The 24,606-nt window shown below is 65.1% G+C and carries 16 protein-coding genes; 11 read left to right on the forward strand and 5 right to left on the reverse strand.

From position 1 onward, the window contains the following. Nucleotides 1-17: 17 nt before the first annotated feature. Complete coding sequence (locus C6571_RS17450) at nucleotides 18-1,685, reverse strand: ShlB/FhaC/HecB family hemolysin secretion/activation protein (RefSeq protein ID WP_106447815.1); 1,668 nt, start codon at nucleotides 1,683-1,685, stop codon at nucleotides 18-20. Nucleotides 1,686-2,359: 674 nt separating this feature from the next. Here C6571_RS17450 and C6571_RS17455 point away from each other — a divergent pair. After that, nucleotides 2,360-2,836, forward strand: a complete 477-nt coding sequence (locus tag C6571_RS17455; RefSeq protein WP_106447816.1) for a hypothetical protein — start codon at nucleotides 2,360-2,362, stop codon at nucleotides 2,834-2,836. A 46-nt stretch (nucleotides 2,837-2,882) separates the two neighbouring features. Here the strand turns inward: C6571_RS17455 and C6571_RS17460 are convergent, their stop codons facing one another. Next, nucleotides 2,883-5,258, reverse strand: a complete 2,376-nt coding sequence (locus tag C6571_RS17460; RefSeq protein WP_106447817.1) for a YgiQ family radical SAM protein — start codon at nucleotides 5,256-5,258, stop codon at nucleotides 2,883-2,885. 193 nt (nucleotides 5,259-5,451) lie between these two features. Continuing rightward, nucleotides 5,452-6,495 (reverse strand): AraC family transcriptional regulator, encoded by a 1,044-nt coding sequence (locus C6571_RS17465; protein ID WP_106447818.1) that lies wholly within the window; start codon nucleotides 6,493-6,495, stop codon nucleotides 5,452-5,454. Between the two features lie 95 nt (nucleotides 6,496-6,590). Between C6571_RS17465 and C6571_RS17470 the strand changes: the two genes are divergently transcribed. The 9 genes from C6571_RS17470 (at nucleotide 6,591) to C6571_RS17510 (ending at nucleotide 18,528) form a co-directional block, all read left to right on the forward strand. Continuing rightward, a complete protein-coding gene (locus C6571_RS17470; RefSeq protein ID WP_106447819.1) occupies nucleotides 6,591-8,228 on the forward strand; it encodes an FAD-binding oxidoreductase in 1,638 nt (545 codons plus the stop codon). 76 nt (nucleotides 8,229-8,304) lie between these two features. Next, complete coding sequence (locus C6571_RS17475) at nucleotides 8,305-10,245, forward strand: glycerol-3-phosphate dehydrogenase/oxidase (protein WP_245901328.1); 1,941 nt, start codon at nucleotides 8,305-8,307, stop codon at nucleotides 10,243-10,245. A gap of 537 nt (nucleotides 10,246-10,782) precedes the next feature. Further along, nucleotides 10,783-12,342 carry an FGGY-family carbohydrate kinase gene (locus C6571_RS17480; RefSeq protein ID WP_106447821.1) on the forward strand — a complete coding sequence of 520 codons (1,560 nt, stop codon included), beginning with the start codon at nucleotides 10,783-10,785 and terminating at the stop codon, nucleotides 12,340-12,342. Between the two features lie 28 nt (nucleotides 12,343-12,370). After that, nucleotides 12,371-13,717, forward strand: coding sequence for a phospholipase (locus tag C6571_RS17485; RefSeq protein WP_106447822.1), 1,347 nt, complete (start codon nucleotides 12,371-12,373; stop codon nucleotides 13,715-13,717). 30 nt (nucleotides 13,718-13,747) lie between these two features. Further along, nucleotides 13,748-14,350 (forward strand): IMPACT family protein, encoded by a 603-nt coding sequence (locus tag C6571_RS17490; protein WP_106447823.1) that lies wholly within the window; start codon nucleotides 13,748-13,750, stop codon nucleotides 14,348-14,350. Between the two features lie 137 nt (nucleotides 14,351-14,487). Then, complete coding sequence (locus C6571_RS17495) at nucleotides 14,488-15,903, forward strand: dihydrolipoyl dehydrogenase (RefSeq protein WP_106448323.1); 1,416 nt, start codon at nucleotides 14,488-14,490, stop codon at nucleotides 15,901-15,903. Nucleotides 15,904-15,940: 37 nt separating this feature from the next. Then, complete coding sequence (locus C6571_RS17500) at nucleotides 15,941-16,144, forward strand: YjfB family protein (protein ID WP_106447824.1); 204 nt, start codon at nucleotides 15,941-15,943, stop codon at nucleotides 16,142-16,144. Nucleotides 16,145-16,183: 39 nt separating this feature from the next. Further along, nucleotides 16,184-17,182 carry a P1 family peptidase gene (locus C6571_RS17505; RefSeq protein WP_106447825.1) on the forward strand — a complete coding sequence of 333 codons (999 nt, stop codon included), beginning with the start codon at nucleotides 16,184-16,186 and terminating at the stop codon, nucleotides 17,180-17,182. 23 nt (nucleotides 17,183-17,205) lie between these two features. Then, the gene (locus C6571_RS17510; protein ID WP_106447826.1) at nucleotides 17,206-18,528 is read left to right on the forward strand and encodes a TAXI family TRAP transporter solute-binding subunit; all 1,323 of its coding nucleotides are present in this window, start codon (nucleotides 17,206-17,208) and stop codon (nucleotides 18,526-18,528) included. Here C6571_RS17510 and C6571_RS17515 read toward each other — a convergent pair whose 3' ends face one another. Then, the gene (locus C6571_RS17515) at nucleotides 18,529-20,814 is read right to left on the reverse strand and encodes a DUF1631 family protein (protein ID WP_106447827.1); all 2,286 of its coding nucleotides are present in this window, start codon (nucleotides 20,812-20,814) and stop codon (nucleotides 18,529-18,531) included. A gap of 40 nt (nucleotides 20,815-20,854) precedes the next feature. After that, nucleotides 20,855-22,516, reverse strand: coding sequence for an energy-dependent translational throttle protein EttA (gene ettA / locus C6571_RS17520; protein ID WP_106447828.1), 1,662 nt, complete (start codon nucleotides 22,514-22,516; stop codon nucleotides 20,855-20,857). Nucleotides 22,517-22,774: 258 nt separating this feature from the next. On the opposite strand from ettA, the gene C6571_RS17525 reads away from it, so the two are divergent. Then, on the forward strand, nucleotides 22,775-24,517 hold the full coding sequence (locus C6571_RS17525) for a DEAD/DEAH box helicase (RefSeq protein ID WP_106447829.1): 1,743 nt from the start codon (nucleotides 22,775-22,777) through the stop codon (nucleotides 24,515-24,517). The last annotated feature ends 89 nt before the right edge of the window (nucleotides 24,518-24,606 follow it).

Here is a 24,606-nt window from a genome sequence, read left to right on the forward strand (position 1 = left end):
AGCCTGCGTTAGCTGGGTCAAAAATATTTGACGGCCTGAATCCAGAACCGGCCCGACTTGTCGGGGGCCGAGGTTGCCGCTTCATTGCCCAGCTTGAAGGCGTAAAACGTCCTCACCAGAAAGTTGTTGGTGTCCGACCAGTTCAGGCCGACGCCGGCACCGCTCAGGGTTCGGCGGTTGTCGCTTGAATCCCAGGGTTGCTTGTGCGTAGTCACGCTCCCTACGTCGACAAAGCCAACGAGCTGCATCTGTCCGGGAAGCTGCTGGGGAGTAGGCAGTGCCATGCGGGCTTCCAGCGTCAGCACGTAGCCCTGGTCCGCGTAGGCCTCGCCTTCCGGATAGGCCCGTACGCCATACATGCCGCCCAGTTCCATCTTTTCTGAGGCATCGAGATTTTTCGAAGCCAGCTGGCCGTTGATGCCGGCGTAGAGCGAAACGGTGTCGGTCACGCTTTGCAGTCGCATAGCGCTAAAGCTCAGCTTATTGAAGTGGCCACCCGCTTGCGTCAGCGCGTAGCGGTCCTGCAGTCCGGGCGCTTGCAGGTCGACGTTGCCGACAGACCAAGCCAGCGAATAGCTGCTCAGGCCGCCGCCGCCCAAGCTGTCACGGTGGTCGCCGCGCAGGCTTGCCGTCAGCACCTGCGACTTCTTGTCGGCCACCTGCATGGTCAGGTCGGTCGGGTTCTTGTCCTGGAACGCCTTGTGGTCAAAGGCCAGGCCGGCATACAAGTTGGTGTTGCGTGAGCGAATCAAGGGATAGCTGCCATACAGGCTGGCGATCCTGGCATTGCCGGTGGCGTGCAGGTAGCTGAATTCCTTGCCCAGCTCATAGTCGAGCCAGCTGTACGCCACGCCGGCCGTCGCCTTTCCAAACTGCATTTGGTAGGACGCACGGGCGTAGTTCAGACCCTTGCCGGACGTCAGCACGCGCAGCGACGCCACGTCGCCGCGGCCGGCCGGATTGTTCAGGTTCACCGTGGCGCCCAAGCGGTATTCGCCGGTGTAACGGTTGCCTGCGTTGTCGGCATCGACGCTGCCTGTCACGCGCCGCCCGGGTGCGACATCAACGATCAGGTCTGACGTGCCAGGCGAAGCACCGGGCGCCAGCGTCGAGGTGATGTTGACTCCGGGAATGTCGGATAGCAGCAGCAAGCGATTTTCCAGCGGCTCAATCGCCACCGGGTCACCGGAATGGATGCCTTGGAGCTGGCTATGAACCAGATCGTCCGCCAGATTGCTCTGGTTGCGCACGATGACCTTGCCGTACTCACCCTCGATCACGGCAATCGTGACCTCGCCGTCAGTGATTTCTTGCGCGGGTAGGTACGCCTGGGCCACGAAGTAGCCTGCGTTGCGATAGCGCTGAGTGATGGCCAAGGCCATCCCGCGCAGATCGCCCAGCGACAGTTCGCTGCCGGGCTGGAAGCCGGTCAGCGCCAGCAGTTCTGCTTCAGGGTAGACGCGCGCGCCCGTCACGTGCAGGCGGTTAACGGTGATTTTTACCGCGTCAGATGCCGGCGTGGCCGGGGCTGCGCTGGGCTCGATCCGGACCACAGGCGCTGCTTTTTGCGGCGTAAGGGCGGGCGGAATTTGTTGCATCTGGCTGCCAGCACTGGGCGGCTGCTGGGCAAACACGGCTGGGCTTAGGGCCAAGAGTGCAAACGGCAGAAGATGATTTTTGAGCAAGGGAGACCTCTTGTGAAATTTTGCTTTTGAGTCAGACCACTTCGGTCAGGGAACTGGACAGCGAGCACCTCATAAATTGCTACCAAAAAATTTGGTTGATAATTTATTGTTACCATATTGCTTCATAAATCGTTACTTTTATGTAAGAGAACTGCCTGTCATAAAATTCTCCCAAGTTAAGAAATTTGGTTGCGAATTTGAAGAGTAATTGACAAAGCCATTTGGCATATGAAATTTAGGATTGGCGATTTTCAGTCAGGCATAGCGGGTCTTTCCCGTTATTTTCTAACTGGTTCTAGATTCATAGTGCTCGGTATCCGTTCGAGCCGGCGGATCGGCACCGAAAAATCAGGCGTGGACAGGACGCACAAGCTTCTTCGCTGCGTTGGTTTGTGTCGGTTCGCTAGCGAACATAGGCCGAGCCAATTTGTTTGAAAAGACCTATCCAATTGATTCAAGTCATGGTGTAGGCAATTTGCACTCCATGCAGCAGCGGATATTTGCTGGCTCTGAAATGACCGCAACGGGTCGGTACCAGCCGCTCAGCGTCAGTACCCCTGGACCAACCCCCACCTCCCACCCTTCCACGACGCCCCCAAGCGCCCCTCGCCTACAAGCCCCAAGCCCCATTCACGGTTCAATAAAAGGCATCTGATTCATTGCCGGAGCCAACCGTGAAACCCCTTGCACTTGATTCCTCCCACACCAGCATGTCGGGCGTGTTCTACCCCACCGGGCATGTCTTCGCCCTTTTCCCCACGGCGGACTTGGCGCGCCAGGCAGCGGATGCGCTCGATGCTGGGGGCGACAGGGCCGAATCGGCGTATGCCTCGCCTGAAGTGATCCAGAAAGACATTGTCCGCACGATTGGCGGCTCAGACGCGGTGATGCCCTCTGTCGGCGCGGACGGCGACTTCGTGCGCCGCATTGCCGACCTGGCCAGCACGGGTCACCATGGCTTGCTGGTGCAGGTGGGCAAGGACGACGATGCCGAGGCGCTCGGGGCCACGCTGCAGCGCGAAGGCGCGGTGGCGGCGTTTTATTACCGCACCTTGGTCATTGAAGATTTGATTGAGCAGCCGCTGACCGACAGCAAGCAATCGGTGACGGTGGGCACGCACGCCGCGGCGCCGCAGCCGGACGACCGGTGAAGCCGAGGCTTCTGGACGCGGGTCCAAGCTTCTAAAAGAATAGCTGTCAGCGCTTTCCAGACGGGCGATAGCTCGGCTTTTTGCCTTTGGTGCCTGCGCGCGGCGGCAGGCCGGTGTGCTGGGTGAGGATCTGGCCCAGCTTGGGCTGGTTCTTCTCCATCACCATCGACGGAATCGTCAGGAACTTCTCGTTCTTCTGGCTGCCGCAGCTACCGGCCATCGGCTGGTAGGTCGGGATCAAATGGTGCTTGCCGTTGCCAATCAGGTCGGCGCGGCCCATGGCTTTGAGCGCGTCGCGCAGCAGCGGCCAGTTTTTCGGATCGTGGTAGCGCAAGAAGGCCTTGTGCAAACGCCGGCGTTTTTCGCCGCGCACCACGTCAACCTTTTCGCCGCGTCCACCCTCGCCCATATCGCGGTGCACGCCTTTGAGCGTGTTGATGCCGGTGTGGTACATGGCCGTGGCGCTGGCCATGGTGCTGGGGTAGAAGGTTTGCACCTGGTCGGCGCGGAAGCTGTTCTTCTTGAGCCAGATGGCCAAGTTCATCATGTCTTCGTCGCTGGTGCCGGGGTGGGCGGCGATGAAGTACGGAATCAAGAACTGCTTCTTGCCCGCCTCGGCCGAGTATTTTTCAAACAGCTGCTTGAATTTGTCGTAGTTGCCGATCATCGGCTTCATCATCTTGGTGAGCGGGCCGGCTTCGGTGTGCTCCGGCGCAATCTTGAGATACCCGCCGACGTGGTGCTGCACCAGTTCCTTCACGTACTCGGGCGACTGGTTCGCCAGGTCGTAGCGCAGGCCTGAGCTGATGAGGATTTTCTTGATGCCCTTGATTTCCCGGCCCTTCTTGTAGATGGAAATGAGCGGGTTGTGGTCGGTGGTCAGGTTCGAGCAAATGCCGGGGTAGACGCAGCTGGGCTTGCGGCAGGCGGCTTCGATCTCTGGCGTGCGGCAGCCCAATCGATACATGTTGGCCGTGGGGCCGCCCAAGTCGGAGATGGTGCCGGTGAAGCCCTGCACCTTGTCGCGCACGTCTTCAATCTCGCGCAGGATGGAATCTTCGGAGCGGCTTTGAATGATGCGGCCCTCGTGCTCGGTAATCGAGCAAAAGGTGCAGCCGCCAAAGCAGCCGCGCATGATGTTGATGGAGAAGCGAATCACTTCCCACGCGGGGATTTTGGTCTCGCCGTCGTGCCGGCCTTGCGCATCGGCGTAGCTCGGGTGCGGGCTGCGGGCATAGGGCAGGTCGAAGATGTGGTCCATCTCGGCCGTGGTCAGCGGGATCGGCGGCGGGTTGAGCCACACGTCGCGCGCGGTGGTGCCCTCGCCGTGCGCCTGCACCAGCGCGCGGGCGTTGCCGGGGTTGGTTTCCAGGTGCATCACGCGGTTGGCGTGGGCGTAGAGCACCGGGTCGCTCTTGACCTGCTCGTAGCTGGGGATGCGAATGACGGTGCGGTCTTTGGGCGGGGCCTTGAGCTTGACGGCGGGATTGGGCACGAAGTTGATGGCGTGCGTGGTTGCGCCGCCATTTTCTTGCTCTTTTTGGCCTCTAGCGCTTATCTGCTGTGCGCTGGCAGCTATCGAAACCGTAGTATCTCGCGAGCTGCAGGTACCGCCCTGCTCGGCCGCCTGCTCACTGGTGGTCTGGTAGGGGTTGGTGTGGTCTTCGACGCGGCCCGGCTGGTCCACTTCGGTGGAGTCAATCTCAAACCAGCCCTCGGGCGAGGTGCGGCGCACAAAGGCGGTGCCGCGCACATCGGTAATCTGCGCCACGGGTTCGCGGGCCGCCAGGCGGTGCGCCACTTCGACCAGGGCGCGTTCGGCGTTGCCGTAGAGCAGCAGGTCGCACTTGGCGTCCACCACCACACTGCGGCGCACTTTGTCGCTCCAGTAGTCGTAGTGGGCAATGCGGCGCAGGCTCCCTTCAATGCCGCCGAGCACGATCGGCACATCCTTGTACGCCTCGCGGCAGCGCTGGCTGTAGACGATGGCCGCGCGGTCGGGGCGGCGGTTGCCTTCGGCGCCGGCGGTGTAGGCATCGTCGCTGCGAATTTTGCGGTCGGCCGTGTAGCGGTTGATCATGGAATCCATGTTCCCCGCGGTCACGCCCCAGAACAGATTGGGCTTGCCCAGCGCCTTGAAGGGCTCGGCGCTCTGCCAGTCGGGCTGGGCGATGATGCCAACGCGAAAGCCCTGCGCTTCAAGCGTGCGGCCGATGACAGCCATGCCAAAGCTCGGGTGGTCGATGTAAGCGTCGCCGGTGACGAGCACGATGTCGCAGCTGTCCCAGCCGAGCTGCTCCATCTCGGCCCGGCTCATGGGCAGAAAAGGCGCAGTGCCAAAGCGCTTCGCCCAATACGGGCGGTAGCTGGTCAGCGGCTTGGCGGCGCGCGCGAAAAAGGAAACGTCAACCGGGGCGTTCATACAGGCAATCCTGGAGGCTGTCGGACTTGGAGCGTCGAAAGCGAAAATCGGCCCCAGCGAGGACAGTTTTTGCCGGATTTGCAGCCTCATAGCCCCGCTACGGGGCAAAAAGACGGTGAGAAATGGACCGCTGCGGTCGATTTGCAGCTGACGATTTCCAAGTCCGACAGACTCCTAGGGTAAGCCTTTGATTTTACGAGGCTTTGCTCAAGGACGCAGGCTTTGCGCCCGATGCCCCTGCCCGGTACTGCCCCGGCCCCTGCCCTTGCCAGTGCTTGAAGGCGTGGGTAAAGGCGGGCGCATCCTGAAACCCGAGCAGGTAGCCCACCTCGGCAATCGGCAGCGCCGAGCCGCTCAGGTAGTGGCAGGCCAGCTCGTGGCGCGTGGCGTCTAGCAGCGTCTGGTAGGCAAGGCCTTCGTCCGCCAGGCGGCGCTGCAGGGTGCGGGTGGAGAGGTGCAGGTCCTGCGCCACGTCCGCCAGCTTCACGGAGCCCCGGCCCAGCCGGCCCGAAATGCTTTGGCGCACCTGCGCCGCAATGCCGGCATCGCGCGGGTGGCGCGCCTGCAGCAGCTCGTCCGCATGGCGCTGCAGCAGCGGCAGCACGCCTTGCTGGGCTTGCGGCAAGGGCCAGTCCAGCAGTGCTGCGGGAAAGATGGCGCGGTTGGCGGCAGCGCCCCAGCGCACCTCTGCCGGGCATGTCTTTGCGATGTAGGCAGCGCTTTGCGCATGGGCCGCATGTGTGAATTCGAGCGCAAAGCGTTCCAGCGGCCGGCCCAGCAGCCACTGCGCGCAGGTCAGGATGCCGGAAAACACCGATTCGCTCAGCGCCGATGCAGCCGGGTGGCCGGTGCAGTCGTTGCGCCAGGCGTACACCGCGTGCTCGCCCTCCAGGGCGAATTCAGAGCGGCCCAAATCGTGCACCAGCGATTCAAAGCGCAGCACCTGTGCCAGCGCCTCGCCCAGCGTCGCGCAGGCCAGCAGCAGGATGCCGTTGACGCCGTAGGTGGTGGGCTTGGCGCTTTGCCCCAGGCGCCAGCCGAAGGCGGAGCCGGCATGGTCGCAGGCGCGGGCCAGCACATCGAGGTACTGCTGCACCGGCATATCCGCCTCGGCGGCTGCAGCCGCTTCTAGCGGAACGCCCTCGGCGCGCGCCTGCTCGATCAGCGTGTGCGCGTAGGGCGCGACGACGCGGCCGGGAAAGCGATTTGGCGCGATAGAACAAGTAGCTGGCGGCATTGCGGAATGGCAAAGGGCGTGCGCGGGTCTACAGTCAAAGACACAGAGGCGCGGCGCGCAGCCCGAGCCCGACAAAATGTGCAAGGGAGTATGTCATGCGACGCTGGAACGGCTGGGGCGACGACGCCACCTCGATGAACCTGACAACAGGCGCCCGCGCCATGCTGGCCGAGCGACTGGGCCCTGGTCTGCCGGGGCAGGATGCGCTGCGCGAAGACCTTCTGGCCCGCATTCCGCCCTCGCGTTTGCCGGAACACCCTTTGATTTCGCGCGAGCCGTCCGAGCGTTTCGCGATGGCGCTGGGCGAGAGCTTTGCCGACTGGATTCGCAAACGTTTCGGCGCGCTGCCCGCGGTACCCGATGGCGTGGCCTACCCCGAGTCGGGCGAGCAAGTGCGCGAACTGCTGGACCTGGCGCAGGCCAAGCGCTGGATGGTCATCCCGTTTGCCGGCGGCACCAGCGTCGCCGGGCACCTCGATTGCCCGGTGAGCGAGCAGCCCATCCTGTCCATCAACCTCACGCGCATGAACCGGCTGCTGCACTTGGACCCCACCAGCCAGCTCGCCACCTTTGGCGCCGGCACGCCAGGGCCGCTGGTGGAGGCGCAGCTGCGCGCACACGGCTACACGCTGGGGCATTTTCCGCAGTCGTTTGAATATTCGACCGTGGGCGGCTGGGTGGTCACGCGCTCCAGCGGCCAGCAGTCGCTGCGCTACGGGCGCATTGAAGCTTTGTTTGCCGGCGGCCGCATGGAAACGCCCGTGGGGCCGCTGACCCTGCCCACCCTGCCCGCCGCCAGCGCCGGGCCAGACCTGCGCGAGCTGGTGCTCGGCTCCGAGGGGCGCTTTGGCATCCTCACCGAAGCCACGGTGCGCGTGACGCCGCTGCCCGAGCACGAGAGCTTTCACGCCCTCTTCCTGCCCGACTGGGACCGCGCCGAAGCCGCCGTGCGTGCGCTGGTACAGCGCAAGTTGCCGCTGTCCATGCTGCGGCTGTCGAACGGCATCGAGACCGAAACCAACCTCACGCTGGCCGGGCACGAGCGGCTGGTGGGCGCCATGGAGAAGTACCTGGCCTGGCGCGGCTGCAGCACAGGCAAGTGCATGCTGATGCTGGGTGTGAGCGCGGACAAGCGCACCGCCCGCCACGCCCTGCGTGAAGCCCGGCGCCTGCTGGCGCAATACGGCGCTGTGTACATCGGCCCCGCCATGGGCAGCAAGTGGGCAGCCAACCGCTTCAAAGGGCCGTACCTGCGCAACACCCTGTGGGAGCTGGGCTATGCGGCCGACACCATCGAGACGGCGGTGGACTGGCCCCAGGTCAAGCCGCTGATGCTGGCGATGGAGCAGGCCGCGCGCGATGTGTTTGAGGGCTTTGGCCAGCCCGTGCACGCCTTCACCCACCTCTCGCACCTGTACCCGCAGGGCAGCAGCATTTATTCGCAGTACGTGTGGCCGATTGCGCCGGGCGGCTTTGCGCCCAACTTCGAGCGCTGGCAAGCACTCAAGGCGGCAGTCGCGGACGCCATTGCCGCGCACGGCGGCACCGTGAGCCACCAGCACGGCGTGGGGCGCGACCATGCGGCGCATCTGGTGGATGAAAAAGGCCCGCTGGGGATGGCGACGCTGGCCGAGCTGTGCCGGCACTTTGACCCGCACGGCATCATGAATCCGGGCAAGTTGCTGCAAGACGGTGGGCCATGGGCGACCGCGGCTTTGCCTTCAATCGGCTAACGTCGTTGGTGCGCCTCGTCGTGCAACAGCACTGTCTTCGGCTTCCGCCTAGTTAACCGACCGAATGCAAAACCGTGTGAATCCCTCCCCAACGCGCGCCGCCGCGCTCGCGCAGTTGCCCGCGCAGACCTGGGACCTCGTCGTCATCGGCGGCGGCATCAGCGGCGCGGGCGTGGCGCAGCAGGCCGCGCGGCGCGGCTGGAGCGTGCTGCTGCTCGAACAACGCGACTTTGCCTGGGGCACGTCCAGCCGCTCCTCCAAACTGGTGCACGGCGGGCTGCGCTACCTCAAGGAAGGCGACATCCAAACCACCCTGCACTCGGTGCGCGAACGCCAGCGCCTGCTGCGCGAAGCCCCGGGTCTGGTGGAGCCGCAAAGCTTTCTGTTCGCCGACTGCCCCGGCCGCAAGCCCGGCCGCTGGCTGATGCAGACCGGCCTGGTGGTGTACGACCTGATGGCCGGAAACCATGGGGTGCGGGACAGCCACTTCTACGCCGACCTGGCCACCACGCAGGCCCTGGCACCGGGCCTGGCGCCACCCGGCCTGCGCGGCGCGCTGGTGTTTCAGGACGCCAAGACCGACGACGCCCGCCTGGTCTGGCGCGTACTGCTCGAAGCCCAGCGCGACGGCGCCACACTGCTCAACTACATGGCCGTTGAAAGCCTGCACACGGCCAACGGCAAAGTCACCGGCGTGGTGACCAAAGACAGCCTCACCGGCCAAAGCCACACTGTGCAGGCCCGCGCCGTGGTCAACGCCACCGGCGCCTGGGCCGACCGCCTGCGCGCAGGCGTGGGCGCTGCGCCGCTGCTCCGCCCGCTGCGCGGCAGCCATTTGGTGCTGCCGTTCTGGCGCCTGCCGGTGGCGCAAAGCATAAGCTTCATGCACCCCAAAGACGGCCGCCCGGTGTTCTTCTACCCCTGGGAAGGCGCGACGCTGGTGGGCACCACCGACCTGGACCACCGGCTGGACCTGGATGTGGAGGCGAGCATCACCCCTGCGGAGGTGGCCTATTTGCTCGACGCCGTGAACGACCAGTTCCCCGCCGCGCAGGTCACCGCCGCCGACATCAGCGCCTGCTACGCCGGCGTGCGCCCTGTCATTGACGACGGCCAGCAGGATGCATCCAAGGCCACGCGCGACCATGTGGTGCGCGACGAATCGGGCCTGATCACGCTGGCGGGCGGCAAGCTCACCACGTTTCGGCTGATGGCGCAGGATGCGCTGGCGCTAGCGGCGCCGCACGCGGGCAAGGCGTTTGAGAAAGACGATGCGCCCCTGTTCACCCCTGCCCCAAGTCTCAACCCCCGCTGGAGCCCCGCCGTACGCCAGCGCCTCACTGCACGCTACGGCGCGTACGCGGCCGAGTGGAGTGAAGGTGTCCACGACGGCGACCTGCATCGCATCCCCGGCACCGAAACCCTGTGGCTGGAACTGGCCATCGCGGCCCGGTTTGAGGCCGTGCAGCACCTGGGCGACCTGCTGCTGCGCCGCACGCGGCTGGGCATTCTTTTGCCGCGCGGTGGCCTGGACCATCTGCCGCGCATCCGCGAACTCTGCGCCCCGCATCTAACGTGGGACGAGGTGCGCTGGGAGCACGAGGTGGACCGCTATCGCGATCTCATCGCCGCGCATTACCAGCCGCCGGGCGCGGCGCAGGCATTGGGCGCGGCGCAGGCATTGGGCGCGGCGCAGGCATTGGGCGCGGCGCAGGCATTGGGCGCGGCGCAGGCATTGGGCGCGGCGCAGGCATTGGGCGCGGCGCAGGCATTGGGCGCGGCGCAGGCATTGGGCGCGGCGCAGGCATTGGGCGCGGCGCAGGCATTGGGCGCGGCGCAGGCATTGGGCGCGGCGCAGGCATTGGGCGCGGCGCAGGCATTGGGCGCGGCGCAGGCATTGGGCGCGGCGCAGGCATTGGGGTCAGATCACGATTTCGCACAGCGAAACTCGTGCTCTGACCCCGATCCCGGAACAGATCCCAATTCCGGAACGGCTGCACAGCATGCAACACGCTGACTGGAGCGGATTTTTTGTTTTTGACCGCATGCCTTTGTCGAGGGCGGGTGCCGGGATGTGCGCCCGGCGGCGCAGTCACTTTCGTTCGCTTCGCCGAAAGAAAGTAACCAAAGAAAGGGCGACCCCGCTGTCCGTGTCCCCTTCGCTGCGCTGCGGGGCAACCTGCGGTGCTCGCTTCAGTCGGGGTCCGCGCAAACTCGCTTCGCTCAAACAGCGCGCGGCCCTGATCCGCCTGAAGCTGCGCTCCTCGGCACGTTCAGAGGGGAATGGGAGCCGAACAGCCCTACGGGCCGTCGCTGCGCTCGGCCTCAGCACGGGCATGGGCGCGGCGCAGGCATTGGAGGCGCAGTGCTACTGTCGGATCACGATTTCTCCCAGCGAAACTCGTGCTCCGACCCCAATCCCGGAACCGTGAGCGCAGTCTCCGCCAGCTCAAGTTACCGCTTCCAAGACAATTAAAGAAATAGATAAAACAGCCTCCAGCGCTTATCCATAAAGCGCTGACAGCTATCAAAATTAAAGCACACCGGAGACACCATGCCCGCCCCCTACCTGCTCGCCATCGACAACGGCACGCAAAGCGTGCGCGCCCTGCTGTTCGACCTGCAGGGCAATCTGGTGGACAAATCGCAGGTGGCGATCACCTACCAATCCCCTGAACCCGGCTGGATGGAAGCGGACGCCGATGTGTTCTGGCAAGCCCTGTGCCAGGCCTGCCAACAACTGTGGCAAACCACCAGCGTGAACAAGAGTGACATTGCAGGCCTGGTCATCACCACGCAACGCGGCACCACCCTGGCGCTGGACGAGCACGGCCAGCCCTTGCGCCCGGCCATGATCTGGCTCGACCAGCGCCGCGCCGAGCATGCGCCACGTCTGGCCTGGTGGTGGGAAGCGGCCTTTCGCGCCATTGGCATGCGGGACACCGTGCGCCACTTTCAAAAAGAAGCCGAGGCCAACTGGATCGCCCAGCACCAGCCTGAGCTGTGGGCGCGCACCCGCACCTACTTGCTGCTCTCGGGCTACCTCAACTACCGTTTCACCGGCCGCTTTGTCGATTCGATTGCGTCGCAGGTGGGCTACGTGCCGTTTGACTACAAAAAAGGCCACTGGGCACCACCACACGACTGGAAGTGGCAGGCCCTGCCCATCACGCCCGCCATGCTGCCCGAGCTGGTGGCGGCGGGCACGGTCGTTGGCGAGGTGAGCGCGCAGGCCGCGCAGGACACCGGCATTCCCGCCGGATTGCGGGTGCTCGCAGGCGCCGCCGACAAGGCTTGCGAGGTGCTGGGCGCGGGCTGTCTCACGCCCGACATCGCGTGTCTTTCGTACGGCACCGCCGCCACCATCAACACCACCACGCCGCGCTACCTGGAGGCCACGCCTTTCATTCCGCCCTACCAGGCGGCGGTGCCCGGCCACTACAACACCGAGGTGCAGATTACGCGAGGCTTCTGGATGGTCAACTGGTTCAAGGAGCAGTTTGGCCTGCACGAGCAGCAGCAAGCCTTGCAGGAGGGCGTGACGCCCGAGAGCCTGTTCGACGCGCTGGTGGGCCGCGTGCCGCCCGGCGCCCAGGGCCTCATGCTGCAGCCGTTCTGGAACCCCGGCATCAAGGTGCCCGGCCCCGAGGCCAAGGGCGCGGTCATCGGCTTTGGCGACGTGCACACCCGCGCCCACCTGTACCGCGCCATCCTCGAAGGCCTGGCCTACGCGCTGCGCGAGGCCAAGGAGCGCATCGAACGCCGTGGCGGTGCGCCCATCACCCTGGTGCGCGTCTCGGGCGGCGGCTCGCAGAGCGACGCCGCCATGCAGATCACGGCCAACATCTTCAACCTGCCGTGCGAGCGACCGCATTTGTACGAGACCAGCGGCCTGGGCGCGGCCATGATTGCCGCAGTGGGCCTGGGCCTGCATGCCGACTACGCGGCGGCCGTAGCGGCCATGTCGCGCATGGGCCAGCGCTTTGAGCCGGAACCACAGCACGCAGCCACCTACCAGCAGTTGTACCGGCGCGTCTATTGCCGCATGTACAAGCGTTTGCAGCCGCTGTACAAAGATATCCGCGCGATTACCGGCTACCCTTCACACGATTGACCACACCACCACTTCCCTGGCAAACCCCATGCGCACTGCTTCCTATGCCCTGATTTTTGCTGCCTTGACCGGCGGTGCCAGCTCCGCCCTCGCCTGGAGCAACCATGCCATGGTCAGCTACCGCGCACTGGAACGCATGCCGGAGCTGAGCGTGCAGGTCACTGTCGAGCCGCTGGAAGCGTTTCTGAAGAACGAGGACAAAGCCATTGAGGCGCTCCTCAAGGACGATGAAGACTGGGCGAGCAAAGCGGTGGATACCTATCCGCCACTGCCCGCAGCGCTCGTCTACCGTGCCGACGCAGCCAAGAGCGATGCCCAGCGCCGCAAGGATTTTCTGGCCGCACTGCGCGTCTCGCCCGAGAGCCGGCTGGCACTCTACGTGCAACCCGATCCCTGGGGCCCCGCACCCGACCCGGCGCGGCTACTGGCGCCGACGAAGGTCAATGCGCTCGACAAATCCGAAGAGGCGAGTCACGTTTTCCTGCGCATTGACCCTGGCGAGATGGTGTCGGCGCTGGCCGTGGTGGCGTCGGCCAGCGATGAGCCGGACTACGGAATGGATCTGAATCTCTGGAGCGACAGCAACTCCGAAGCAGGCAAGACCTACGGCTTTGGCCCGATTCCCTTTGGCAACCCCACGCTGAGTTTTGCCACACAGGCGCCGTTCCACATGGGGTTTTTTCATGAGCCCGCCATCCTCTACAAGGCGGCGCCGTTCCTCAAGCGCACCTATCCGCTGCTGCGCGTGCACCAGTACACCAGCCTGGCGCGCCTGGCGTTCGACACCGGCCACCCGTACTGGGGCTGGCGTTTCACCGGCCTGGCGATGCACTACGTGCAAGACCTGACGCAGCCCTACCACGCCAGCGTCTCGCCCGGCAACAGCGCAGTGCGGCTGATCGGCATCAATGCGCTGGCCATGGTGGGTCTGCCCAAGTGGAAGAACGACATGATCGTGCTGCTGTCCAACCGCCACCTGGCTCTGGAGAATTACGAAAGCGCCCTGATTCGCTCAGCCGCCAAAACGCGCACGCCCAGCGTTCTGGGCGCCACGCTGCACGACACCAGCCTGGACCCGAACTACCCTGCCTGGACCGACCGCTACGTGCGCGACGTGGTCAGCAAGGAGGCCTACGACGCCGGCACAGCCACCGACCACTCGCTGGTGAAGACGCTGCCAGCACGCTACGTCTCTGACCCGAGCTTCGATTTTGGCGTGCAGTCGGCAAAGATTGATCTGATCCAGGAGCTTGCTGCCATCGATCCGGCCCAGCGCGCCCATCTCGATACCACCATCGCCGACCTGCTCGGGCACTTTGGTGTTCACAGCCGCGCGCTGGTGCGCACCATGCTGGACGGCAGACCAGCGAAATAGCGGCAAAACAGCGGCGCAATCGGTGGCGAGATGGCCCAGACCCTGGCCGGCGCAGTCCAAAGCGATCTGACGATCAAAAAGAGCCGCTTCATTGGTTGCGTGCAACCCATGCAGGACCGCGCCAGCGCCCAGGCGGCGGTGGACGCGCTCTGGAAGCAGCACCCTGGCGCTACGCACATCTGCTGGGCCCTGTTGGCGGGGGGCCACTCGGCGGCGGTGGACGACGGCGAACCCGGCGGCACGGCCGGGCGCCCCATGCTCGAAGTGCTTCGCCACCAGGATCTCGAAGGCGTACTGGCCACCGTGGTGCGCTATTTCGGCGGTGTGAAGCTCGGCGCGGGTGGCCTGCTGCGCGCCTACACCGACTGTGTGGCGCAGGCACTGAAAGACGCGGAAAAAATCCCGCTGCAGCGCAGCGTGCAGCTCGCCTGCCGCTTTCCTTACGCCTTTGAAGGGGCCATTCGGCGCGAGCTACAGGCTGCGGGCGCGCATCTGATGGATACCGAGCACGCCAGCCTGGTGCGCCTGGTGTTCGCTCTGCCGGAGGCCGGCGCGCAGGCGCTGGTGGAGCGCCTGGCCGATGCCTCGCACGGCAGCGTGGTGTGGGATCGTACCGATCCCTTATCGAGCTGAAACTATTGTTTTGATAGCTGTCAGCGCTTACCCAATAAGCGCTAGAGGCTATTTTTAGTGCTTTTTCCGCTTTGGCCTACAGGCATCGGCGCGGTGGCATGGCACAGTGGGCCGTCTGCATCTGGAGGAACCTGCGCATGCAAAAGCATTTCGACGTCATCATCCTTGGCGCTGGCACCGCCGGCCTGGCCGCGCTGAGCGAAGTGCGCAAACGCACCGACAACTTTCTCGTCGTCAACGCCGGCCCCTACGGCACCACCTGCGCGCGCGTGGGCTGCATGCCCTCGAAACTGCTGATCGAAGCGGCCAACGCCTACCACCGCCGCCTCACTTTCGACGCTTTCGGCATTCGCGGCAGCGAGGCGCTGTCGGTCGATTTTCCCGCCGTGATGGAGCGCCTGCGCGCGCTGCGCGACAACTTCGTCGCCGGCACCGTCAAGCTGACCGACACCTTGGGCGAGCGCAGCATCGCCGGCCACGCCCGCCTGCTCGGGCCCGATACCGTTGAGGTAAATGGGGAGCGCCTGAGTGCCCGCGCCATCATCCTGGCCACCGGCTCGCACCCCTTCGTGCCGCCGGCCTGGAAGGCGTTTGGCGAGCGCATTCTGACCACCGACACGCTGTTCGAGCAGCGCCAGATCGGCCCACGCCTGGGCGTCGTCGGGCTGGGACCGGTGGGCGCAGAGCTGGCGCAGGCCCTGGCTCGCCTGGACGTCCAGGTCAGTGCCTTTGCCAAGAGTGCATCCATTGCCGGCCTCGCCGACCCCGACACCCTTGCCGTGCTGCACAGCGCTCTGGAATCCGAGATGCAGCTGCATTTGGGCCACGACGTGGTGCTGGAGGCAGACCCGGACGGCATCGCCATCGTCAGCGGAAACACCCGCACCGTCGTCGACCAGGTGCTGGCAGCGGTCGGGCGGCGCCCGAATGTGGCGGGCCTGGGCCTGGAAACGCTGGGCGTACCGCTGGATGAGCACGGCATGCCCGCCTTCCACCCCGGCAGCAGCCAGGTAGGCGATCTGCGCGTCTTCATTGCCGGCGACGTCAACCGCGACAGGCCGCTGCTGCACGAGGCCGCAGACGAAGGCCACATTGCGGGCATGAACGCGCTGGCCGACGAAGTGCGCTGCTTCGAGCGCCGCAGCAGCCTGGCCATCGTCTTCACCGAACCGCAGGTGGCCATGGTGGGCGCGAGTGCCAGGGAACTGGCGGGCCAGGACGTCGAGGTGGGAAGCGTCAGCTTTGCCAACCAGGGACGCGCGCGCGCCGGCCAGCGCAACGCGGGCCGCATCGTCCTGTACGCCGATCGCGCCGACGGCACGCTCCTGGGCGCCGAACTGTGCGCGCCGGCCGGCGAGCACTTGGCGCATCTGCTCGGCCTGGCCCACTCACGCGGTCTGAGCGTGCACGACCTGCTCGCCATGCCCATCTACCACCCGGTGCTGGAAGAAGGCCTGCGCACTGCGCTGCGCGATGTGTCGCGCAAGCTGCCGGGCCGCCCGGCGTCTGATCTGGCGCATTGCGCACCGCTGGGAGCGCCGGCACTGGAATAGCGCTTCATTTTTTGGCCCAGTTGCCGAAGAGAACCCTATGGACATCGCCCTCACCAACTCGCTGCTGCGCATCGCCAGTGCCAACAGCCAGGCCGAAACCGCGCAGGCCGTGGAAGTCACGGTTTTGAAAAAGGCATTGAACCTTCAAGCCAGCGCGGCCGCCACGCTGCTGCAAGCCATACCGCAGCCGCCGTCCGTCAACCTCGGCCCGCTGGGTACGCAGCTCGATACCTTCGCCTGATCCGGGCCGCACGGGCCGCCGCGCCCATAATCGGCGCGCATGACCCCCCCGTACGCCGACCCCGGCAGCATCACCCGTGTGGCCGGCATCGAAGTCGGCCATTTCACCGACCCGCGTCGCCCCACGGGCTGCACCGCCATCCTGGCCCGCGCAGGCGCGGTGGCGGGTGTGGACGTGCGCGGCGCGGCGCCCGGCACCCGCGAGACCGATCTGCTGGCTCCCGACAACCTGGTGGAGCAGATCCACGCGATCGTGCTCTCGGGTGGCAGCGCGTTTGGCCTGGACGCAGCCAGCGGCGCCATGCGCTGGCTTGAAGAGCATTCCATTGGCCTCGATGTCGGCGTCGCGCGCGTCCCCATCGTCCCCGCCGCAGTGCTGTTTGACCTGATGGTGGGCGACCCCGCCATCCGCCCCGACGCTGCAGCCGGGTATGCGGCCTGCGCTGGCGCCTCAGCGAACGACCCGGAGGAAGGCAACGTCGGCGCCGGCGCAGGGGCCGCTGTGGGCAAGCTGTTTGGCATGCAGCGCGCCATGAAAGGCGGCATCGGCACCGCGTCGGTGACCGTGGGCGGCGTCACGGTAGGCGCCTTGATTGCCTGCAACGCGGTGGGCGACGTGGTCGATTCGGACACCGCCCAGGTGGTGGCCGGTGCGCGCACGGCCGACGGCCTGCGCCTGCTGGACAGCCGGCGCGCCCTGCTGCACGGCGAGCTGCCCCAAGCCCTGCTGCCGGGCACCAACACCACGATTGGTGTCGTCGCCACCGATGCCCTGCTCACCAAGGCCCAGGCGCAGCGACTGGCGCTGGCCGCCCACGACGGCCTGGCCCGCAGCATTTTCCCGGCCCATACCCAGCTCGACGGAGACACCTTGTTTGCCTTGGGCACCGGAGCCTCGGGCAAGCAGGCCAGCATGTTGCTGCTCGCTGCCCTGGCCGCTGAAGTGACCGCGCGCGCCACCTTGCGCGCTGTGCAGGCGGCGCGGTCTGTCACGACTTCCGAAGGCCTGCATCTGCCATCCATGGCGGATCTGGCTTGAAGCCCCTCTTTCGCCGCCCATCCATGCCCCAGGCTTTTCGCTCCACCCTGCTGTCGCTGCGCGACCTGCTGCTCTCCGCCGGGCCGCTGGCTTTTCTTGCCGTCGGTCTGCTGGTACTGGCGTACTGGTGGCTCAACCCGACACCCCCACGCCAGGTCACACTGGCCACGGGGCCAGCGCAAAGCGCTTACGAAGCCTTTGGCAAGCGCTACCAGAAGGCGCTGGCGGCAGAGGGTATCGAAGTGGTGCTGGTGCCGAGCGACGGCTCGTCGGCCAATCTGCAGTTGCTGCGGGACGGTATGGCTGACCTGGCTTTTGTACAAGGCGGTACCGCCGAACTGCAGCCGAGCGACCAAGAAGACCTGCAGTCCCTGGGCAGCCTGTTTGTCGAGCCGCTGTGGCTGTTTTATCGAACGCCGGACGCGCCCAAGCGCAAGCAGTCGGGCCGACTGGACAGCTTGCCGCAACTGCGTGGGCTGCGCGTCAATGTAGGCACACCCGGCAGCGGCGTACCGACGCTGATGGAAAAGCTGCTGGACGCCAACAGCATGAAGCCGACCGACGTGAAGCTCTCGCGGCTCGGTCAGACCGATGCCACGGTCCAGTTCTTGGCGGGCAAGCTTGACGTTCTGGTATTTGCTTCGGCACCCGAATCCATGATGGTGCAAATGCTGCTGCAAACGCCTGGCGTGCAGCTGATGGACTTTGCGCAGAACGAAGCCTACGGTCGGCGGTTTCCCTTTCTGAGCCCGGTGAGCTTGCCGCGCGGCGTCGTCGACCTGGCAGGCAACGTGCCGCCCGAGGACGTGCGACTGGTGGCATCCACCACCGCTTTGCTGGCGCGCGAGCCAACGCATCCGGCGCTGCTGCAATTGTTTGCCCAGGCCGGGCAGGTACTGCACGGTGGCGCGGGCTGGTTCAACCGGGCACGCGAGTTTCCCAATACACGGCACAGCGAACTACCGATCGCGGCCGAGGCCGACCGTGCCATCAACGAACCGGTGCCGCTCCTGCAGCGCTACCTGCCTTTCTGGCTGGCCAACCTGATCGAACGCATGTGGCTGGTGCTGGGCATCTTGCTGGCCGCTTTGCTGCCGCTCTCGCGCATCGTTCCACCGCTCTACCAGTTCCGTGTGCGCTCACGGGTGTTTCGCTGGTACGGGCGACTGCGCGAGATTGAAAGCGACATGGAGTTGGGCCAATTGCCGCGCTCGGAATTGGCTCAGGCCCTTGACCAGCTCGAAATCCAGGTGGAAAAAGTGAGCGTTCCGCTGTCGTATGCCGATGAGCTGTACGCGCTGCGCAACCACATTCACCTGGTGCGCCAGAAGCTGCCGCAGGCCTGATCAGCGTTTACCGGGGGTGCTGGCGCGCGCAGACTGCGCCAGGCTGTCGATGGCCTGCCCCACCACCGAATGGGCGGAAACCACCTTCAACGCGCCTTCGGCGACGAGTTTGTCGCGCATGCGCCGCGTCATCGACTGGGTGCTGCTGTCCGGGGCGGTAAACAAGAACAGCGTGCTGTGCGGGCTGCACCAGGTCAGCTGGGTGCGCAGACGCCTGCCGGAAGACAAGAGATCAACCCAGGCACCAATGACGAAGCCGTCGCTTTCGGGTGGCGCAGGAGCAGGATCTGGCGTTGGCTCGGGCTGGGCTTGTGGCTCGTCCGCCGCTTCGGGATCGTACAAGACCGATTCGCTGTCGCTGATTGGCTCGGCAATTTCTTCAGCCGAATCGTCCGGCAGCTCAATATCGGGCGGGCGAGCCAGCATGGCTGCCTGGTGCAGCTCGGCCAGGCGCTCCAGAAGGCGATCGACTTCCTCTGCCGGACGGTCCGCTGCTTCAAGCCCGGTGCGCAAACGCACCGGCAGCAGCACCGCCGCTTCGTCCAGGCGGTCGGGGTCGCGCCCGGCCAGCTCCGGCTGCACGCTCCAGAGCAGCAGGCCGGCCAGCGCGATCGCATCGCGGGCCTCGCGACTCAGCGTGCCTTGGGTATCGGCCGGCATGCCCGCCACCAGGTCGACCCACGGGCCGGTGACGAAGTCCGCGATATCCTGCGGGGCACCGGCCAGCTCAGGCAGCGCGCCAATTTCTTCAGCGATACGTTCGGCGCGCATTTCGCGCTCTTCGGCCAGCATCAGGGCGTATTTTTCGCGCTCCTGGCGGGCTTCCATTTTCTTCTGCTGCGCCTCCCAGGCCGCCTGAAGCGCACGGCGCACGGTTTCAAAAGGCGCGGCGCTGGTGATCTCGACCCGCGCCAGGTGCGAGACGGCCTGGTCCACCAGCCGCATGAAGCGGCTGAAGCCCGGTGCATCCACATGCGTATAGGCCAGACTGCGTTGGGTCAACTCATCGAGCAGGCGGCGCGCCGGGTGGTTGGCGTCACTGAAGAAACGCGGGTCGTGGCGAATGAGCTTGCGAATCGCGGGCTCCAAATCCTGCACGGCCTTTTGTACCGGTGGCAGCAAACGCGAATCTTGCGAGATGTTCTCCACCATGCGCGCCACCACTTCGGCCCCCATGGGCGCCGATTCGCTGGCCGCATACAGCGAGCCTGGGTTGCTGCGAACAGCGCTCTGTCCGCTGTGCAAATAGGCCGGCTGGCTGTTGGCAAGGCGCCCAACGAGACGCTCAAGCTGGGCAATGTCCTCCATGGCATCGGACACCCCAACGGCGGCGTAACCCACACCGCCGGGATTCGGCCGCATGGGCACCTGACCGCTGGGTTGGGCCGCATAGGCCACGCCGGGCATCGGCTGCATTTCCTGATAGGGATCGCCCCCTCCCGCCAGCATCTGGCGAAGGATGCCCACTGTCAGCAAGGCTTCTTCCACCTGCGGTGCCATGCCCGAATGCAAAGAATGGGAGTAGCCCGACGGCGAACCGGGCGACCAGCCCGAGTGGCCCCCGGCGCCAACCTGCCCGTGGACCGAGCCCGACCATCCGCCCTGACCACTTGGCTGGTAGTCCGCCGGCACGCCTGCGCGCGCACCCCAACCGACCTGCTCGATTCCATGCTCGCGCAGTCCCTTGGCGGCGCGTTTGTAGACATCCAGCAACTGCTGACCCAGCAACTCGCGCATGTGCTGCATCCATGCTTCGCGCACAGGAGCGATGACCTGGGTGTCCGCCACGACGCGCTGCAAGGCGCGGATGTAGTTCTCGGGCCGCAGTGGGTTGCGTTCGGGCTGCACGCGCGACAAGCCCTGCGCCGAACTGACCAAACCATTGAGCTCGGAGAGAACTTCTTCCGTCGTGTGCAGCGCCATCTGCTGCGCGCGAGAAAGCTCAACCTGAGCCTGCACCTCGTCGTCGTCCACCAGGCTCAGCTCGCCGAAGTCCAGCGAGGTTGCCTGCGCTGGCTTGGCCGCCGGTGCTGCGGGGCCATCGGCAAACATCTCCAGCAAGGCCATCGGGTAGGCCTTGACCAGCCCCGCCTGGTGCTGGCGCAACAAGCGCAAGGCCTCGCTGGCCATATCGCGTTTGGCAATGACGCGGGTTTCGGATTCCAGCTTGCTGAGCGCATCCAGGGTGTACATGACGAGCTGCTCCATAAGCAACTCGCCCTCGCGCACTGCGCTTACCACGCAGGCCCGAAACACCGCTCTTGAACGAACTGCAGACAAGGTCATGGCATGGAAGGAGAAAACAATAGATCGTGCTTTTCCAATCCTACTTCAGAGCCTTGAAGCGCATGCGGTGCGGACGCGCACCTTCTTCGCCCAGGCGCTTCTTCTTGTCGGCTTCGTACTCTTGGTAGTTGCCGTCAAAGAAGGTCCATTGGCTGTCGCCCTCGGCCGCCAGGATGTGCGTGGCGATGCGATCCAGGAACCAGCGGTCGTGGCTGATAACCAACACCGTGCCGGCAAACTCCAGCAGCGCGTCTTCCAGGGCACGCAGGGTTTCCACGTCCAGGTCGTTCGATGGCTCGTCCAGCAGCAGCACGTTGCCCCCGGCGATCAGCGTCTTGGCCAGGTGCAAACGCCCGCGCTCACCGCCCGAAAGGCTGCCCACACGTTTTTGCTGGTCGGCACCATTGAAGTTGAAGCGCCCACAATAGGCACGGCTGGCCATCTGGAACTTGCCAACGTTCAACATGTCGAGCCCGCCAGAGACATCTTCCCAGACGGTTTTGTCGTTTTCCAGCACGTCGCGGTGCTGGTCAACAAAGGCCATATTGACGGTCGAGCCGACCACCACGGTACCGCTGTCGGGCTGCTCCTTGCCGGCCAGCAGCTTGAACAGCGTGGATTTGCCGGCGCCATTGGGGCCGATGATGCCAACGATGGCGCCAGCCGGAATGGTGAAACTCAGGTTGTCGATCAACATGCGATCGCCAAACGACTTGCTGACGTTGTGGAACTCAAACACCTGGTGCCCCAGCCGCTCGGCCACCGGGATGAAGATCTCCATGGTCTCGTTGCGCTTCTGGTATTCCATGTCGCTCAGCTCTTCAAAGCGGGCCAGGCGCGACTTGCTCTTGGCCTGGCGCGCCTTGGGGTTCTGGCGCGACCATTCCAGCTCTTTCTTCAGGGCCTTGGCATGGGCTTCCTCGCCCTTTTGCTCTTGCGCCAGGCGCTCGCCCTTTTGCTCCAGCCAGGTGCTGTAGTTGCCCTTCCATGGAATGCCGCGACCCCGGTCCATTTCCAGAATCCATTCGGCGGCGTTATCGAGGAAGTAGCGGTCGTGGGTGATCGCCACCACGGTGCCGGTAAAGCGCTTGAGGAACACTTCCAGCCACTCGACGGACTCCGCATCCAGGTGGTTGGTAGGTTCATCGAGCAGCAGCATGTCGGGCTTGGACAGCAGCAGGCGGCACAGGGCCACGCGGCGTTTCTCGCCACCGGAGAGCAGGCCGATCTTGGCGTCCCAAGGCGGCAGGCGCAGCGCGTCGGCAGCAATTTCGAGCTGGTGCTCTGAGTCGGTACCGGCGGTGGCAATGATGGCTTCGAGCTGGGCCTGCTCGGCGGCCAGTGCGTCAAAGTCGGCGTCTTCGGCGCCGTAAGCGATATAGACCTCTTCGAGGCGCGCCTTGGCGGCAAATACCGCGCCCATCGATTCTTCAACCGACTCGCGCACCGTGTGCTCGTCGTTGAGCTTGGGTTCTTGCTCGAGGTAGCCGATGGAGAGCCCTGGCATGGGTAGCGCTTCGCCTTCGAACTCCTTGTCGACGCCGGCCATGATTTTGAGCAAGGTGGACTTGCCCGAACCATTGAGGCCCAGCACGCCAATTTTGGCACCAGGGAAAAACGAAAGCGAAATGTCTTTCAAGAGCTGGCGCTTGGGAGGCACCGTCTTGCTGACGCGGTTCATGGAATAAACGTATTGGGCCATCGGAAGGAGTTGGGTCCTGCTGTGCGAAAAAAAAGAGCGGGCAATCTGCCCGGCGTACAAGATCAATTATCGACCCATGCGACAATAGCGCCTGTCGTGCACTCCAGCTGTGCGCGATATCAGCAAACTGCTGGGGACGAAGCAACACTGCTTGCTGGCGCCCACTGTTGAACCTTATCAGCCTAACACTGGCTCGGCGCCCATCGCAAGGCGCCTCGACAGGCCGATACCCGGCGCCCGGATGGGTGCATCTACTCAATGACTTTTGACGATCTGAATCTGGCTCCGGCCATCATGAAAGCCGTGCGCGAGCAAGGCTATGAAATCCCTACGCCTATCCAGGCACAGGCCATCCCGGCGGTACTGGCGGGGCACGATCTGCTCGCTGGCGCGCAAACCGGCACCGGCAAGACGGCGGCTTTTGTGCTGCCGCTGCTGGACCGGCTGTCCCGCGAAGAAGCACCGAAAAACAAGTTCGGTGGCAAGGGCCTGCGCGCACTGGTGCTGACCCCCACCCGCGAACTCGCAGCGCAAGTGGAAGAATCCGTACGCCAGTACGGCAAGCACCTTGACCTGAACTCCACCGTGGTCTTCGGCGGTGTCGGCATGAATCCGCAAATCGACCGCATCAAACGCGGCGTGGATGTGCTGGTGGCCACGCCAGGCCGCCTGCTGGACCTGCAGCAGCAAGGCTTTCTCGACCTCTCCACGGTGCAGGTGCTGATTCTTGATGAAGCCGACCGCATGCTGGACATGGGTTTCATCCACGACGTCAAAAAAATTCTGGCCTTGGTGCCCAAGGACAAGCAAAGCCTGCTGTTCTCGGCCACGTTCAGCGACGAGATCCGCGATCTGGCGGCCACGCTGCTGAAAAATCCGCAAAGCATCCAGGTGACGCCCAGCAACACCACGGTGCAGCGCATCTCGCAGGTGATTCACCCGGTGGGCCGCGGCAAGAAGAAACAGGTGCTGGTGCACATCATCAACGAGCACAACTGGAGCCAGGTGCTGGTGTTCACCCGCACCAAATTTGGCGCCAACAACGTCGCCGAGTTTCTCACCAAGCACGGCATCAACGCCATGGCGCTGCACGGCAACAAGAGCCAGAGCGCCCGCACCCAGGCCCTCGCCGGTTTCAAGAGCGGCGACATCCGCGCGCTGGTCGCCACCGACATCGCCGCACGCGGCATCGATATCGACGATTTGCCGCACGTGGTGAACTACGAAATCCCCAACGTTCCCGAAGACTACGTGCACCGCATCGGCCGCACTGGCCGCGCGGGCGCCAGCGGCGAAGCCGTGAGCCTGGTCTGCATGGACGAGGAAGGTTTCATGATGGAGATCGAGCGCTTCACCAAGCAAACGATTCCTGTGAAGCTGATTGAAGGCTTCGGGCCCGACGACGGCGAAAAGGCCGAACCCATTGCCATGGGCCGGCAGACCATCTGGGGCGGCGCTGGCCGTCCACCCAGCCGCGACGTGATGCAGGCCGCAGCCAAGGCCGCACGCGGCGAAATGATGGAACGCATGCGCGCTGGCAAGGCAACCGGCCAAGGCAACCGGGGTGGCCGGGCCGCCAGCGGTGGCGGTGGCGGTGGCGGCAACAATGGCGGTGGCAATGGAGGGGGCGGCCACCGCAGTGGCGCCGGGCGCAATGCGCCCCGCAACGGTCCCGCACCGGGCGGTCCACGTGGCGCGCCCCGCTCCGCTCCTTCGGCAGCACGCCACACCGACGACTGGCAGCCAGCACGTGAAAATGCACACCTTGGCACCCAGGCCGGCACCAGCATGGCCCCACCCCGTGGCGCAGGCCACGGTGCAACAGGCCAGCCCGACCCCATGCGCACCAGCGTGGACAGCATGGCCGGAGGCCGACGCGGTGGCGGTGGCTATCGCAGCGGTGGCGGCGGTGGTGGTGGTGGCGGCTACGGTGGCGGACGAAGCGGCGGCGGTGGCGGCTCGCGCAGCGGCGGCGGCGGTGGCCGGCGCGGCGGCTACTGAAGCTTCTTGAGCGCGTCTGCCTGAGACAAGGCAGAAAACTACCAATGGAATTGGCTGCCAGCGCTTGATACACAAGCACTGGCAGCTAT

This window comes from Simplicispira suum (assembly GCF_003008595.1).
Lineage (GTDB): Bacteria > Pseudomonadota > Gammaproteobacteria > Burkholderiales > Burkholderiaceae_C > Simplicispira > Simplicispira suum.

Excerpts from the sequence above, each read along its gene's own strand:
- C6571_RS17465 (WP_106447818.1), bottom strand. The coding sequence starts at position 6,495 with ATGCCGCCAGCTACTTGTTCTATCGCGCCAAATCGCTTTCCCGGCCGC.
- C6571_RS17525 (WP_106447829.1), top strand. The coding sequence starts at position 22,775 with ATGACTTTTGACGATCTGAATCTGGCTCCGGCCATCATGAAAGCCGTG.
- C6571_RS17515 (WP_106447827.1), bottom strand. The coding sequence starts at position 20,814 with ATGACCTTGTCTGCAGTTCGTTCAAGAGCGGTGTTTCGGGCCTGCGTG.
- C6571_RS17485 (WP_106447822.1), top strand. The coding sequence starts at position 12,371 with ATGCGCACTGCTTCCTATGCCCTGATTTTTGCTGCCTTGACCGGCGGT.
- C6571_RS17470 (WP_106447819.1), top strand. The coding sequence starts at position 6,591 with ATGCGACGCTGGAACGGCTGGGGCGACGACGCCACCTCGATGAACCTG.
- C6571_RS17495 (WP_106448323.1), top strand. The coding sequence starts at position 14,488 with ATGCAAAAGCATTTCGACGTCATCATCCTTGGCGCTGGCACCGCCGGC.
- ettA (WP_106447828.1), bottom strand. The coding sequence starts at position 22,516 with ATGGCCCAATACGTTTATTCCATGAACCGCGTCAGCAAGACGGTGCCT.
- C6571_RS17510 (WP_106447826.1), top strand. The coding sequence starts at position 17,206 with ATGCCCCAGGCTTTTCGCTCCACCCTGCTGTCGCTGCGCGACCTGCTG.
- C6571_RS17490 (WP_106447823.1), top strand. The coding sequence starts at position 13,748 with ATGGCCCAGACCCTGGCCGGCGCAGTCCAAAGCGATCTGACGATCAAA.
- C6571_RS17460 (WP_106447817.1), bottom strand. The coding sequence starts at position 5,258 with ATGAACGCCCCGGTTGACGTTTCCTTTTTCGCGCGCGCCGCCAAGCCG.
- C6571_RS17505 (WP_106447825.1), top strand. The coding sequence starts at position 16,184 with ATGACCCCCCCGTACGCCGACCCCGGCAGCATCACCCGTGTGGCCGGC.
- C6571_RS17500 (WP_106447824.1), top strand. The coding sequence starts at position 15,941 with ATGGACATCGCCCTCACCAACTCGCTGCTGCGCATCGCCAGTGCCAAC.
- C6571_RS17480 (WP_106447821.1), top strand. The coding sequence starts at position 10,783 with ATGCCCGCCCCCTACCTGCTCGCCATCGACAACGGCACGCAAAGCGTG.